Genomic DNA, 13419 nt, shown 5'->3' with positions numbered 1-13419 from the left:
TCCGCCCCGCCGCCAGGAGGCAGGCCCGGAGCCGCGCCCCACGCACCGGCCCGATCCGCGCCACACCCCCCTGCTCGTCCAGTATGGCGGTCTATCACCCGACTTTGTACGGTGCCGGACGCGCCCCGGGTCCGAGCCGCGCCATGGCCCGCAGGATGTGTTTGGGCGGCAGCTGCCAGCGCAGACGTGCGGGAATGCCCCGCAGCAGCGCGCCCGTGGCCCGCAGCCGGCGGGTGACGACGGTGGGTGCGGGGGCCGGTCTGCCGTACAGCTCATGGGCGTACGGCGGCAGAGCGGCGTACGCCAGTTGGGCCACGCGCCGCCACAGCACCTCGCGCGCCGGGATGAGAAGGGGATGCGTCGGCGGCCGGAGGAGGAAGTCGTCCACCTCGCGTGCCTCGGGTCCCGCCGCCAGTTGCGGCCGCACCGTCTCGAAGTACGCGGCGAGTTCGGCCCGGCTCGCCGGTACGGTCTCCGGCTCCAGGCCCACCAGGCGGGCGCTGACCCGGTGTTCGGCTATGTACCGGTCGGCCTGGGCGTCGGTGAGCGGGAAGCCGGAGCGCCGCAGCACGTGCAGATAGGAGTCGATCTCCGCGCAGTGCACCCAGAGCAGCAGCCCGGGCTCGTCGACGCCGTACCGCTCGCCGGTCTGCGGATCGGTCGCCGTCAGCGTGCGGTGGATCTTCCGCACCCGGGCACCGGCCCGCTCGGCGGCCTCGGTGGTGCCGTACGTCGTCGTCCCGACGAAGTTCACGGTGCGCATCAGCCGGCCCCAGGCGTCGCGCCGGAAGTCGGAGTTCTGCAGGACGCCGCGTACGGCGCGGGGGTGCAGCGCCTGGAGGTAGAGCGCGCGGACGCCGGCGACCCACATCATCGGGTCGCCGTGCATCTGCCAGGTCACGGAGTGCGGCGTGAACAGCCCGGGGTCGCCCATGCCCGCAGGCTAGCGCCGCACCCGGGGCATCCCCAGGCCGATCCACGAGATGATCTCGCGCTGGATCTCGTTGTTGCCGCCGCCGAAGGTGAAGATGACCGCCGAGCGGTAGCCGCGCTCCAGTTCGCCGTGGAGGACCGCGCCCGCCGAGCCCTCTTTGAGCGGGCCGGCGGCGGCGACGATCTCCATGAGCCAGGCGTAGGCGTCCCGGCGGGCCTCGGAGCCGTAGACCTTGACGGCGGAGGCGTCCTGAGGGGTGAGCGTGCCGTCCTCGACGGCGCCGACCATCTGCCAGTTGAGCAGCTTCAGCGCGTCGAGCCGGGTGTGGGTGCGGGCGAGCAGCCGGCGCACCCAGGGCAGGTCGGCGACCCGGCGGCCGTCGGCGAGCTTGGTCTCCATGGCCCAGCGCTGCACGTCGTACAGGGCGCGGACGGCCATGGTGCCGTGCGCGGCGAGGGTGACGCGTTCGTGGTTGAGCTGGTTGGTGATCAGCCGCCAGCCCTGGTTCTCCTCGCCGACGCGGCGGGAGACGGGGACGCGGACGTTCTCGTAGTAGCTCGCGGTGGTGTCGTGCGAGGCGAGCGTGGTGATGACCGTGCAGGAGTAGCCCGGGTCGGAGGTCGGCACCAGCAGCATGGTGATGCCCTTGTGCGGCGGCGCGGCGGGGTCGGTGCGGACGGCCAGCCACACCCAGTCGGCGGTGTCGCCGTTGGTCGTCCAGATCTTCTGCCCGTTGACGACATACTGATCGCCGTCGCGTACGGCCCTGGTCTTCAGGGAGGCGAGGTCGGTGCCGGCGTCGGGCTCGCTGTAGCCGATCGCGAAGTCGATCTCGCCGGAGAGGATGCGCGGCAGGAAGTACGCCTTCTGTTCCTCGGTGCCGTACCGCATCAGCGTCGGGCCGACCGTGTTCAGCGCCATCAGCGGCAGCGGTACGCCGGCCTGCGCGGCCTCGTCGAAGAAGATGAACTGCTCCATCGCGGTCATGCCGCGTCCGCCGTACTCCTTCGGCCAGCCGACGCCGAGCCAGCCGTCCGTGCCGAGCCGGCGGATGGTGTCCCGGTAGAACCGTTTCTGGGCCACCGGGTCGGCGTACCGGGCATAGGCGTGGTCCGGGACCAGCTCGGCGAAGTAGGCGCGCAGTTCGGCGCGCAGTCGCTGCTGCTCGGGCGTGTGGTCGAGGTGCACGGCGCCTCCAGGCTCCCCAAGGGTGGTCCTGACGGCGCACACCGTAGAACGTGTTTCAGAAATAGGGAATGACGCGCCCGGGGGAATTCCGCCGGGCCCAGATCGGGCGAGGCAGGTCAGGCGAGGCTTCGCAGGAACTCGGAGCAGGCGTCGGCGCAGGTACGGCAGGTGGCCGCCGCCGACTCGGCGCCGGGCTGCTCGTCGAAGGTGCGGGCGCACTCCAGGCAGACCGAGCGGCACCACTCCAGCCGGACCCGGATCTCGTCCTCGTCCTGCCGGCTCTCCTCGCACAGCACGTGGCACGTGGCGTCACACACCTCGGCGCACATGATGCCCAGCCTGCGCACCCGCTCATGGCGCTCGGTGCCGTCCGGGTCGACCAGGCTCGCGCGCACCGCACAGGCCCGGGCGCACTCCGTGCACGCCTGGGCACAGGCGAAGCGGTCCTCCAGGAACCGGTAGAGCTGCTGAGAAGTCGGCGATGTCACACGGTGCGGGTAGCCGGGGCACAGGGCCGCAAACCACTGCGCGGGACCGGATCGGCGCCCCGGACCTGCCCGGGGCGGACCGGCAGCGGGAGGCCGCCGTACGGCGGGAGGCGCGTCGCCGTGCAGCGGAAGGTGGGTCGCCGTCCGTCGGCCGCCGGTCACGCATAGCGTCCGGTTCGTCCGGTTCTGTGCGGGGTATTCCTGTCCTATGAACACCGCATCGATGCAGCTGGCCGCAGCGAGCGGCCTGATGAGCCTTGTCCTGTTCATCGTGGCCATGGGCGTCCTGGCGCTGCTCGCCGGCGGCTTCTGGATGACGTCCCGCGTCAGGTACCGCGAGTCCCCCCGGCCCCGGCCCGAGGAACAGCCCACACTGCCGCCGGACGGCCCGGTGCGCGAGGTGCGGCAGAACAGGGAATACGAGGAGGTCCCCCAGACCCCCAAGGGCGGCCGCCCGCTCACCCCGTACGACCTGAGGAACCAGGACTCCAAGCCGAGCGCCTCGAAGGAGCGTCCGCGCTGGAGCCGGGGTTCCAGCGGCTCGTTCGGCGGCGGCGGACTCGGCGCCCACTGAGCCCCGGCCCCGGCACGGCCGAACGTCCCGCAACCCAACCCCAGCAGGCCCGGCCCGCGCCGGACCGCCGTACGCCGCCCCCTAGGAACCCCGGGCGGCGTCCAGGCGGCCGACGCGGGCCACGTTCTGCCGGTCCTCGGGGTCCTGGCTGGGCTCGCCGGCGAACCAGGCGTCCAGGATCTCCTTCAGCAGGGGTTCGGAGGTCAGGCGCAGACTCAGCGCGAGGACGTTGGCGTCGTTCCAGCGGCGCGCGCCGTCCGCGGTGACGGCGTCCGTGCACAGCGCGGCGCGCACGCCGGGCACCTTGTTGGCCGCGATGGACGCCCCCGTGCCGGTCCAGCAGCACACCACGGCCTGATCGGCGGTCCCCTCCGCGACGTCCCGCGCGGCCGCCTCGGAGCACGCCGCCCACTGCGCGTCGGCGCCGGGGCGCAGCGCGCCGTGCGCGCGGACGTCGTGGCCGCGCCTCCTCAGCTCGTCGAGGAGGAGACGGGCCACGGGTTCGTCCATGTCGGAGGAGACGGCGATGCGCATACGGGTGAGAGTAGTGCGCCATGGGAAGGCGAGTCCCCCGGCACTGCGCCCGCGCTCTGATCCTTACGGTGATCCTTGCGGTCTACGATGATCCTTGCGGTCGAGGGTGCCCGGTCAAGGGTGATCGGGCCGCTGTTCCGGAGGTACTCCTCCGCCCTTGCCGCCGCCCTTCTTCCCCTCGTCCGAGCCGTGCGGACGGCCGCCCGCGGCGCGCTCGGCTCCCTGCCGGGCCTTCGTCCGGCCGCTGTCCTGCGGGGTGGCGGCTCCCTTGTCACTGCGCCGCTGTTCGGGCTGCTGTGGATTGGACATGCGCCGGACTCCCTCCAGGTGCTGCGTGGCGTCTACGGCGTCCGGGTTCCCGGGACGCCACGGGTCACCCCCGGCGTCCTCGGCGGGCACGGCGGGCCCGGCGGAGCCGGTCACCGTCCGGTGGAGGTGTTCGAGGGCGTCGAGGAGCACCGAGCGGTGGTACCAGCTCAGCCAGGCCGCCGTGTCGGAGGCCAGCAGACCGAGCGCCTCGGCCTGGGCGGCGGTCGGGCGGTGCCCCGCCTCGGGCCAGTGCAGGGTGATCACGCCGGTGCAGGAGCCGGCCGCGGAGAGGACGGGGACGCTCTGCAGGGCACCGGCGCCCGTGCTGAGCAGGGCGCGCCGGGCCTCCTCGGAGAGCAGCGTGTCGGCGGCCACGTCGGGCACGCTCACCCGGTGTCCGCGCAGCCGGGCGAGCGCGTCGGCCGTGCCCTCGTCCCGGCCGCGCACGAGCAGGTCGAGAAACGTGTCCGCGCAGCCGTAGTGGGTCTCCAGCATCAGCGCGTGCACGGCAGGGTCCACGCACCGCACATAGCCGGCCGGCGCCCGCCCGATGGCCAGCGCCTCGTGCAGCACGGCGTCGATCATCTGCCGCCGGTAGCGGGGGTCGCGGCCGTCGCGGGCCAGGATCCGCAGCTGCGGCACGGGCAGGGAACGGCGGCCCGGGAACCACACCTCGCCGTCCGGTGGCCGGGCCACGACCACGGCGGAGACGAGGACGCGCAACGGCACGTTGAACCGCTGGGAGGCCTCGCGCAGCGCCCGGAAGGCGGTGCCGGAGTCCGGGAGGCCGTAGCGGACCATCAGCACCCCCTGTGCCATGCCGATGACCGGGGCGGTGCGCACCCGGGCACGCAGGGCGCGGACCTCCTTGCGCAGATCCTCGTAGCTGGGCCGCAGCGGATCCGCCATCTGCGACCGCCAGGCGGGCAGTTCCTCCACCCGGGAGGCGGCCCGGGCCAGCTCCCGCATGGCCTCGTCGAGCGTGGCGAACAGCCGGACCCCGTCCAGGCGGGCGAGGTGCACCGCCTCGCGCACCCCCGGCCGGGCGCGGACGATGATCAGGTCCGGGTGTCCGGTGCGCGCCCGGGTCGCCTCGCTGAGCGTGTGCAGCACGGCGGCGCCGCCGAGCTGCACGTGGGCCATGTCCAGGACGGGCCTCAGCCCCGCGCGGTCCGCCTGTTCGAGGTGGCCCCGCAGCTGGGCCGACCAGGCCTGGGCGCCCGCGGCGTCGAGGCTGCCGGACATGCGCAGCAGCAGCGCCGCCTCGGCGGGCAGCCCCTCGACGACGGACGACTCGATGACGAGCGGTGCCGGGGCGGCGGACGGGTCGGAGGACGAAGGGGGGGTCATGGCATCACCCGGGCATGACGGTGCGACGAACTCGGGCGGCCTCTTCCTGACCACGCCGCACGGTACGGGACCGGCCGCCGGCCGCCCCGGCCACCGCGCCGGAGGGGACGGGCCGGTGTGCTCCTCAAGCGGTGCCGCCGGGCCGGGGGCCGGCCCGTCTGCGGGCCTGAAGGGAGTTCAGGGCGGACGCCATGGTGGCGTGCACCCGCACGCCCGGCAGTCCCGCGGCGCGCAGCGCCTCCCGCACATGCGGACGGGGCTGTACGACGGGCAGGGCGCGGCCGGAGAAGGCCAGGACCCCGGTGGCCCGGTCCACGGCTCGCACCGCGGCCGCGCAGGCGAGGTACACCTCCGTCATGTCGAGTACGGCGTGTTCCCCGGCCCGGTCGGCGTGGGCGATGTGCTCGGCGAGGGTCTCGGAGAACTCCACGGCGTTGGTGGCGTCGACGGTGCCCCGCGCCTTCAGGACGCTGACGGCGCCGGCCTCGGGCCGGTGCTCGTGCACGGTCTGCAGGAGCAGCGGCGCCGGGCCGCCGGGGCGGCCCCGGGCACGGGACAGCTGACCTTTTTCCATGGACATCGGGCTTCCTGGATGGGGAAGGATCAGCCAGCCGCGTCTTGACCGGGGAGTTCACTGTGCCCCCGCGCCAGGCCTGACGCAACGATTCTGCCCGGGCGTGTCGCACCCCCGGGGCGGTTCAGCCGACATACCGCCGGGCGGGTGAGGTCCGACGGGCCCGCTCCAGCGCCGCCAGCCGCCGCTCCAGCTCGGGCGGCACCGGGCCGCGCCGGCGCAGCGCCCACGGCGGCCGGGCGGTGGCGTGAGCGAAGGCGCGCGCGGAGGCGATGTCCTGGGGCACGGTGCGCATCAGATGCCCGGTGCGGCGCGGCGCAGGCAGCAGCGGGCGGCGCAGCCAGGTGAACCACAGGGCGTTGCGGATCCCGAGCACGCTGCGGGCCGTGCTGTCCCGCAGCCGGGAGGCGTGGTGGTGGACGGTGAGGTCCTCGGCGCAGGCCGGGCCACCAGCCCCGGCGCGGCAGGTCGCGGGCGAGCAGCTCTTCCTCGCCGCCGAGCCACAGGCCGGGATGGAAGCCGCCGGCACGATCCGCGCGGTGCCGGCGGCGAGCCGGGCCGGGCGTCGAGCAGGTCGGCGGCGCGCCGCAGGCTGCCGGGTTCAGCGGACGCGCGCCACCTCCGGTCCGGCCCGCCGCCCGCCGTCGGCCGGTTCGAGCAGCGTCAGGCAGGCCGCGGCGACCTCCGCCGAGCGGATGCGCAGCAGCCGGGCGTCGGGGGTGCGGCCGTGCGGATCGCCGGGCGGGCCGGGCTTCCACAGGGCCAGGTGGCGGGGGCTCGGGGGCGGGCCCCACAGGCTCGGGGAGACGGGGCCGAACAGGGTGACGGAGCGGGTGCCGTGGGCGAACGCGAGGTGCGCCACTCCGGTGTCGCCGCTGAGCACCAGGGATGCCTCGGCGACCAGCGCGGACAGCTCCCGGTGGGGAAGGCCGCCGGAGAACACGTCCCCGGCGTCCAGTCCGCCGCGTTCGGCGACCGAACGCACCAGGGCCTCCTCGCCGGGGCCGCCGGTGAGCACCACATGGAATCCGGCCGCGCGCAGGCGCTCCACGACGGCGGCGAACCGCTCCCCCGGCCAGCGGCGGGAGCCGGAGGCCGCGCCGGGGTGCACGACCACGGCGCCGGGCGCCCGGGACCGGTTCCCCGGCCGGGGCAGCCGCAGGTCCAGGGGGTCGGCCGGGATGCCGTAGGCCTTCAGGAAGGCGCACCAGCGGTCCCGTTCGTGGGCCTGCGCCGGCCAGGGCGGGCCGTCCGGGCAGGCATGGGCGAGCAGCCGGCGCGGGTGCACGGCGGCGAGGGCGTCGCGGCTCTCGGGGCCGTTGCCGTGCAGGTCGACGGCCAGGTCGGGCGGCGGGCCGGTCCAGTGGATGAGGGACGGCACCGCCCGGCCGGGGGCCTCGGCCGGGAACACGGCGTCGATCGCCCCGGTGGCCAGGGCCGGCTCGGTCAGCCCCGGGGGCAGGGCGAGCAGGATCCGGTGGTCCGGGAAGGCCCGGCGGATGCCCCGCAACGCGGGCACACCGGCCAGCAGGTCACCGAGGCCCAGCGCGCGCAGCACCAGGACGGTCGGGGGGTGGGGCGGGATGTGGGTCACCGAGTGGGCCCTCCGGTATGTGGGACGGGGTGGCTGGTCGGGTGAGGGCAGGCCCGCGCCGCGGCCGGCCGGCGGTGTGGTGCGCGGAGCGCGCCGGGCACCGGAGCGCGACCGGTCGTCGTCGCGCCGGGCCCGCCGGGGGCCACGGACGGCCGGGCCGGTGCCACGGCGGCCGCTCCGGTGCCGTACCGGACCCGTTCCGCGGCGGGCGGAGCCGGTGGGCGTGCCGAGTACCCGGCGATCATGACGTACGTCCCGCGGCCGGTGCCTGGGCGGCTCGGCGGGCGAGGCCGGTGGTGGAACGGCCGTCGAGGTAGGGCAGCAGGAGGACCTGGCCGCCCCAGCTCTCCACCAGGGGCTGTTCGGGCAGTTCGGTGCGGGCGTAGTCGCCGCCCTTGGCCCAGATGTGCGGGCGGAGTTCGCCGAGGACGCGTTCGGGCGTGTCCTCGTCGAACACGGCGACCGCGTCGACGCACTCCAGGGCGCGCAGCACCCGGACCCGGTCGGCGGCCGGCACCAGGGGGCGGCCGGTGCCCTTGCGGCGGCGCACGGAGTCGTCGGAGTTCACGCAGACGATCAGGCAGTCGCCGGCCCGGCGGGCGGCCTGCAGGAGGGCGACGTGACCGGCGTGCAGCAGGTCGAAGCAGCCGCCCGCGGCGACGACGGTGCCGCCCGCGGTCCGGACCCGGGCGGCCAGGCGCACGGCGTCCCCGGTGATGTCGCCGTCCGCCGGGGCGGGCTCGGGGGTGTCCGCCCGCTCCTCGGTGGCGACCGCGCGGGCGCCGCCCTCGGCGACGTAGCGGGTCGCGGCGTGGACGGCGGCCCGCACGGCGGCCTCGGTGAGCGCGCCGTCGGCGAGTTCACCGGCCGCCGCCGCGGCGAACCGGTCGCCGGCGCCGCAGGGGTCGCCCGCCACCGCGGCCGGGGTCGGTACCAGCAGCGGGGTCTCGCCGTGGGAGAGCAGGGCGCCGCGCTCGCCGAGGGTCACGGCGACGGCCCGCGCCTGCCAGGCCCGGACCAGGGTGCGGGCGTCCCGGGCGGCGGTGCGCAGTCCCGCCCCGTCGCCGGCCTCCCCGGTGGTGTCCGACTGCCGGGCGAAGGCGCGGGCCTCCTGCGCGGAGGGCGTGGCCAGGCGGACGCCGGGGACCGGGGCCTGGCCGCGCACATGGGGGTCCCAGACCATGGGTGTGCGGCCGGCGGCGGTGGCCAGCGCCGTCCGGAGGACGTCGGCGGTGCCCCGGCCGTAGTCGGCGACCAGGATGCCGGCGGCACCGGTGACGGCGTCCTCGGCGGCCCCCGTCGCCGCGCGGGCGCGTCCCTCGCCGTCGTCCAGGCGGAGCAGCGGCCGGTCTCCGGCCATGACCCGGGTCTTGCTGCTCAGCGTGCCTTCCAGCGGCACCTCCACCAGGTCCAGCCGGCCGGCCAGCAGCCCGCGCAGGATGTCGCTGGCGGTGTCGTCGCCGAGGGCGGTGACGAGCGTGACCGGGCGGCCGTCGGCGGCGGCGAGGCAGGCGGCGAGGGCCGCGCCGCCGGGCCGGGAGCTGCGCCGGGTGCCCTGCACCACCGGCACGGGGGCGTCCGGGGCCAGGCGTTCGGCCCGGCCGCACAGGTCGTGGTCGAGCAGCGCGTCGCCCACGACGACCAGCGGTGTGCGCGGGCTCGTCATGTGTCTCCCCTCCTGCGGGCAGCGGGCGCACCGGGCGTGGACCGGCCGACGGTACGGGCCCGGCCGACGAGCCGGCCGACGACGCCCGGCCTGCCGTCCACCCCGTCGCAGCCGGCCCGGCCGGCCTCCCCGCGCTCGACGGCCCGGTCGAAGGCCTCGCACAGCATGTGCACGGCGACCAGGTGGAGTTCCTGCACGGTGGCGGCGACCGGCGCGTCCACGCACAGCGCGTCGTCGGCGCCGAGCTGCAGCGGGTTGGGTGCCCGGCCGGTCAGCGCCCACACCGTCATGCCCAGGCGGCGGGCGCGCTCGGCGGCGGTCAGCAGATTGGCGCTCGCGCCGCTGGTGGACAGCAGCATGAGCACGTCTCCGGGGCGGCCGTGGGCGACGGTCTGCCGGGCGAAGATCTCCTGGACGCCGTAGTCGTTGGCGATCGCGGTGGTGGAGGAGGTGTCGGCGTGCAGGGCGACGGCGGAGAACGGCGGCCGGTCGTCGCGGTAGCGGCCGACGAGTTCGGCCGTCAGGTGCTGCGCCTGGGCGGCGCTGCCGCCGTTGCCCGCGACCAGCAGCCGGGCCCCCGCGCCCAGGCGGCGGGCGAGTTCGCCGCCCCACTCCGCGATGCGGGACTCGTGCTCGCGGAACGCGTCCAGGGCCTTGGCGAGGTCGTCGCAGTGCGTGGTGTCGCCGGCGGTCTTCATCGCACCACCCCCGAGAGCCGGGGGACCGGGGCGACGGCGCCGTACACCCCCGCCACTCCGTCCGCCACCCGGTCCCAGGTGTAGTGGGTCAGCACCCGCTCCCGGCCGGCGGCTCCGTACCGGGCGAGCCGGTCGGGGTCGGCGAGCAGCGAGCGCACGACCGCGCCGAGGTCGTAGTCGTCGTCGGCCGGGACCAGGACGCCCGTGGTGCCGTCCACGACCGTGTCGAGCTGGCCGCCGACCGCGGTGGCGACGACCGGCGTGGCGCAGGCCATGGCCTCCAGCGGGACGATGCCGAACGGCTCGTAGCGCGGCAGGGACAGCACGAGGTCGGCGCCGGCCATCAGCCGGGGCATCCGGGCCCTGCCGACCCCGCCGAGCAGGGTGACGCGGTCGCTGACGCCGTATTCGCCGGCGAGGGTGCGCAGGCGCCGGGCCTCGGTGTCGATGCCGAGCAGGTCGGCCTCGGGGCCGCCCGCGACGAGCAGTTCGGCGTCGGGGATGGAGGCCAGGGCGCGGATGGCACGGTCGAAGCCCTTGCGGGGCACCAGCCGGCCGACGGCCAGCAGCCGCCTGCGCGCACCGGCCGGGCGGGCGCCGGGGGCGGGCGTGAACCGGTCGGGGTCGACCCCGCAGGGCACGACGCTGATCCGCTCCTCGTCCAGGCCCATGGCCTTCAGTTCGGCGACCTCGTCGCTGCAGGTGGCGATGATGCGGGCGCACTCGTGGCCGACGGCCTCCTCGATGGCGAGGCGCTGCGGGGGGCTGGTGTCGGCGGCGCCCTGGTAGCGCTTCTTCACCGTGCCCAGCGCGTGATAGGTCTGCACGACGGGTATGCCGAGCTCCCGGACGCCCGCCAGGGCCGCCAGGCCCGACATCCAGAAGTGGGAGTGCACCACGTCCGGTGGGCTCAGCGACCACTGCCGGGCCAGGTACGAACCGAACTCCGCCATGTGCGGCAGGAGTTCGTCCTTGGGGACGGGCACGGGCGGTCCGGCGGGCACGTGCACCACCTGTACCCCGTCGATGAGGGTCACCCGGTCCGGCAGGCCCGCCGAGTCCCGCCGGGTGTACACCGTGACCCGGTATCCCTTTCTGGCGAGCTGCCGGGCGACCTGTGCCACGTACACGTTCTGGCCGCCGGCGTCCGGTCCGCCGAGCGCGGCCAGCGGGCTGGCGTGCTCGGAGACCAGGGCGACGCGTCCGGCGGTGGACGGGATGCGGCTCATCGGGTGACCTCCTTGATCAGGCGTTCCCAGTCGTCCAGGAAGCGCCGCTCTCCGTAGCGGGCCCGGGCAGCGGCCCGGGCCGCGGCGCCGGTGCGGCGGGCGAGCGCGGGTTCGGCGAGGAAGGCCCGTACGGCGTCCTCCAGTACCTCGAGGCGGTTCGAGACCACCCCGGCGCCCCCGGGTACGGCCTCGCGCACCTCGGTGGTGTCGAGGGCGACCACCGGCATGCCCAGGAACATCGCCTCCAGCAGGGACAGCCCGAGCGAGGTCCAGCGCACGGGGTGCAGATAGAGCCGGCAGCGGGCCATCTCGCGGTGCAGTTCGTGCTGGGGCAGATCGCGGGTGCGGCAGCGTTCGGGGGGCAGGCCGAGGTGTTCGGCGAGGCCTTCGGTGCGCATGCCGAAGACGTCGAGCGGCGCGGACCGGGCCAGGCGGGGCAGCAGGTCGGTGCCGGTCGTACGGCCCCTGCGCACCGGCTCGTTGACCACGACGGCGGCGCGCCGCTCGGTGCCGGTGTACAGCGGGCCGGGGTCGATGATGCCGTGCTCCACGACCTCGGTGGGGGCCTGGCCGCTGTCCCACATCAGCCGGTTGAAGTGGGTGACGTGCACGACCGGGATCGCCGACTGCCCGGCCAGTGGGTGGAGTTGACGTTCGGGGGACGCGTCGGGGCTGTTGTGCTCGACGTACACGGCGGGCACGTCCACGCCGGGCCGCCGGCCGGTCCAGCGCAGGGCGAGGTCGAGTTCGTGCGGCCGCTGCAGCACCATCAGGTCGATGTCGCGGTCCCACAGCTCCTTCGGCGTCCGCTCCTGGACGGTCCCGGGCCAGTCCCAGGTCACGGCGCGGCCGAGTCCGTCGGGGCCGCGGTCGTCGGTGACCGGGACCAGGTAGGTGTGCGGGCCCTGCACGAAGGCGGTGAGCCACGATCCGTGCACGTGCCAGACGAGGATGTTCATGTGTGCCGCTCCTGGATGAGCTTGTGCACCGCGCGCACCACGTCCTGTCCGGTGACCTCGTCCAGACAGGGGTGCCCGGGCACCGGGCAGGTCAGCGCCCGGGTGTTCGCGCACGGCGCCGACTGGTCGCCGAGCAGGATGACCGGGACGCCGTACGGGGCCCAGCGCTCGGCCGGGACCACGGGCGCGAAGAGGGACACGACCGGGGTGCCGACGGCGGCCGCGAGGTGGGCGGGCCCGGTGTTGGCGCTGATCACGACGTCGGCCATGCGCAGCACCCCGGCGAGGGTGCGCGGGGAGGTCCGGCCGCCGAGGTCGATGCCCGCGTCGCCGCTCACGCACCGGGTGAGCACGGTCTCGTGCGGGCCGCCGGTGACGACCACGCGGTGCCCGGCGTCGGCGAGCAGGGCGACCGCGTCCGCGCAGCGCCGTGGGTGCCAGGCGCGGGCGGGGGCGCTGGCTCCGGGGTGCAGGACGACGTACGGGCCGTTGCCGGTCAGGGCACTGGTGTCCGGTGACGGCAGGACGCGCAGCCGGCCGTCATCGCCGGGGGGCGGCCGGAAACCCATGGCTGCGGCGGTGTCGAGGGCCGCCTCCACCTCGTGGCGGCCCGGCAGCCGCCGGTGCCGTACGTCGAGCAGCCGCCCGGGGTGGTCGACGCTGTCGGCGCCGATCCTGCCGATGCCGGCCAGCCGCAGCAGCAGCGCGGTGGGCAACGGGCTCTGGTGGAAGGACGTGAGCACGAGCGCGGCGTCGAAGGCCGCGGCGCGCAGCCGGCCGAGCAGGGCGTCGATGTCCGCCGCGCTCACCTCGGGCGGGTCGAAACCCTCCCAGGGCGCCTCCCACACCAGCACCTCGTCGACCCCGGGCAGCAGGCGGGCGGCGTCCGCGCCGCGCGGGCCGCACAGCATGGTGACCCGCGCGCTGTGCGCGGCGACGGCACGCACGGCCGGACCGGCGAGCAACACGTCACCGAAGCTGTCCAGCCGCACGACGAGGCACTTCATCCCGACCGCCCCCTTCCCGCTCCCGCCGAGTCCGGCGCCGAGCGCCACGCCCGGCCTGACAGCACCGCGCCGGTTTCACCGGACCCCGCCGGGCCCGGCGCCCCCACGTCCGCCTCGGACACCCGCCCCGGGCCAGGCACCACCACGTCCGCCTCGGACACCCGCCCCGGGCCAGGCGCCACCACGTCCGCCTCGCGGGACCGCCCGGGGCCAGGCGTCGCCTCGTGCGGCCGGGACAGCCACATCATGGCCGGACCCTCCGTGGCCTGCGCAGGCGACCGTGTACGGCCGGCGACCGCCGTATCCCGTTCGGAG

At 75.8% G+C, this 13419-nt stretch carries 13 protein-coding genes and 1 pseudogene; 1 reads left to right on the top strand and 13 read right to left on the bottom strand.

Going from position 1 to position 13419, the window contains the following annotated elements:
- Positions 1–94 precede the first annotated feature (94 nt).
- From ABB07_RS34995 to ABB07_RS34985, 3 genes are all read right to left on the bottom strand, one after another.
- Positions 95–934 (bottom strand): oxygenase MpaB family protein, encoded by an 840-nt coding sequence (locus ABB07_RS34995; RefSeq protein ID WP_208902467.1) that lies wholly within the window; start codon positions 932–934, stop codon positions 95–97.
- A gap of 9 nt (positions 935–943) precedes the next feature.
- Complete coding sequence (locus ABB07_RS34990) at positions 944–2122, bottom strand: acyl-CoA dehydrogenase family protein (RefSeq protein ID WP_208902466.1); 1179 nt, start codon at positions 2120–2122, stop codon at positions 944–946.
- A 116-nt stretch (positions 2123–2238) separates the two neighbouring features.
- Entirely contained in the window at positions 2239–2610 is a 372-nt protein-coding gene (locus tag ABB07_RS34985) for a four-helix bundle copper-binding protein (protein WP_208902465.1), read from the bottom strand.
- A gap of 208 nt (positions 2611–2818) precedes the next feature.
- Here ABB07_RS34985 and ABB07_RS34980 point away from each other — a divergent pair, with 208 nt between their 5' ends.
- Positions 2819–3184 carry a DUF6479 family protein gene (locus ABB07_RS34980; protein WP_244189615.1) on the top strand — a complete coding sequence of 122 codons (366 nt, stop codon included), beginning with the start codon at positions 2819–2821 and terminating at the stop codon, positions 3182–3184.
- An 81-nt stretch (positions 3185–3265) separates the two neighbouring features.
- Here the strand turns inward: ABB07_RS34980 and ABB07_RS34975 are convergent, their stop codons facing one another.
- The 10 genes and pseudogenes from ABB07_RS34975 to ABB07_RS34925 form a co-directional block, all read right to left on the bottom strand.
- On the bottom strand, positions 3266–3718 hold the full coding sequence (locus tag ABB07_RS34975; RefSeq protein WP_208902464.1) for an RpiB/LacA/LacB family sugar-phosphate isomerase: 453 nt from the start codon (positions 3716–3718) through the stop codon (positions 3266–3268).
- Positions 3719–3832: 114 nt separating this feature from the next.
- On the bottom strand, positions 3833–5377 hold the full coding sequence (locus ABB07_RS34965) for an ANTAR domain-containing protein (protein ID WP_244189614.1): 1545 nt from the start codon (positions 5375–5377) through the stop codon (positions 3833–3835).
- A 124-nt stretch (positions 5378–5501) separates the two neighbouring features.
- Positions 5502–5957, bottom strand: a complete 456-nt coding sequence (locus ABB07_RS34960; RefSeq protein ID WP_244189613.1) for an STAS domain-containing protein — start codon at positions 5955–5957, stop codon at positions 5502–5504.
- Positions 5958–6075: 118 nt separating this feature from the next.
- A pseudogene (locus ABB07_RS34955) lies at positions 6076–6478 on the bottom strand (glycosyltransferase family 2 protein); the annotation flags it as partial.
- Positions 6479–6552: 74 nt separating this feature from the next.
- On the bottom strand, positions 6553–7545 hold the full coding sequence (locus ABB07_RS34950; protein WP_208902463.1) for a glycosyltransferase family 9 protein: 993 nt from the start codon (positions 7543–7545) through the stop codon (positions 6553–6555).
- A gap of 241 nt (positions 7546–7786) precedes the next feature.
- Positions 7787–9211 (bottom strand): PfkB family carbohydrate kinase, encoded by a 1425-nt coding sequence (locus ABB07_RS34945; protein ID WP_208902462.1) that lies wholly within the window; start codon positions 9209–9211, stop codon positions 7787–7789.
- Complete coding sequence (locus ABB07_RS34940) at positions 9208–9909, bottom strand: D-sedoheptulose-7-phosphate isomerase (RefSeq protein ID WP_208902461.1); 702 nt, start codon at positions 9907–9909, stop codon at positions 9208–9210. The genes ABB07_RS34945 and ABB07_RS34940 overlap by 4 nt, the downstream gene beginning before the upstream one ends.
- A complete protein-coding gene (locus ABB07_RS34935; RefSeq protein WP_208902460.1) occupies positions 9906–11138 on the bottom strand; it encodes a glycosyltransferase in 1233 nt (410 codons plus the stop codon). Before ABB07_RS34935 ends, ABB07_RS34940 begins: the two co-directional genes overlap by 4 nt.
- Positions 11135–12097 (bottom strand): glycosyltransferase, encoded by a 963-nt coding sequence (locus ABB07_RS34930; RefSeq protein WP_208902459.1) that lies wholly within the window; start codon positions 12095–12097, stop codon positions 11135–11137. The genes ABB07_RS34935 and ABB07_RS34930 overlap by 4 nt, the downstream gene beginning before the upstream one ends.
- Positions 12094–13104: a glycosyltransferase family 9 protein gene (locus tag ABB07_RS34925; protein WP_208902458.1), complete on the bottom strand. Its 1011-nt coding sequence runs from the start codon at positions 13102–13104 to the stop codon at positions 12094–12096. Before ABB07_RS34925 ends, ABB07_RS34930 begins: the two co-directional genes overlap by 4 nt.
- Positions 13105–13419: the final 315 nt, after the last annotated feature.

Origin of the sequence: Streptomyces incarnatus, from assembly GCF_001027185.1 — a bacterium.
Taxonomy (GTDB): domain Bacteria; phylum Actinomycetota; class Actinomycetes; order Streptomycetales; family Streptomycetaceae; genus Streptomyces; species Streptomyces puniciscabiei.
The sequence above is the reverse complement of the archived record's forward strand: the minus strand, read 5'-3'. Positions and strand labels throughout refer to the sequence as shown.

Coding starts and splice junctions, on each gene's coding strand:
- ABB07_RS34995 (WP_208902467.1), bottom strand. CDS start 934: ATGGGCGACCCCGGGCTGTTCACGCCGCACTCCGTGACCTGGCAGATG.
- ABB07_RS34930 (WP_208902459.1), bottom strand. CDS start 12,097: ATGAACATCCTCGTCTGGCACGTGCACGGATCGTGGCTCACCGCCTTC.
- ABB07_RS34945 (WP_208902462.1), bottom strand. CDS start 9,211: ATGACGAGCCCGCGCACACCGCTGGTCGTCGTGGGCGACGCGCTGCTC.
- ABB07_RS34935 (WP_208902460.1), bottom strand. CDS start 11,138: ATGAGCCGCATCCCGTCCACCGCCGGACGCGTCGCCCTGGTCTCCGAG.
- ABB07_RS34965 (WP_244189614.1), bottom strand. CDS start 5,377: ATGACCCCCCCTTCGTCCTCCGACCCGTCCGCCGCCCCGGCACCGCTC.
- ABB07_RS34925 (WP_208902458.1), bottom strand. CDS start 13,104: ATGAAGTGCCTCGTCGTGCGGCTGGACAGCTTCGGTGACGTGTTGCTC.
- ABB07_RS34940 (WP_208902461.1), bottom strand. CDS start 9,909: ATGAAGACCGCCGGCGACACCACGCACTGCGACGACCTCGCCAAGGCC.
- ABB07_RS34960 (WP_244189613.1), bottom strand. CDS start 5,957: ATGTCCATGGAAAAAGGTCAGCTGTCCCGTGCCCGGGGCCGCCCCGGC.
- ABB07_RS34975 (WP_208902464.1), bottom strand. CDS start 3,718: ATGCGCATCGCCGTCTCCTCCGACATGGACGAACCCGTGGCCCGTCTC.
- ABB07_RS34980 (WP_244189615.1), top strand. CDS start 2,819: ATGAACACCGCATCGATGCAGCTGGCCGCAGCGAGCGGCCTGATGAGC.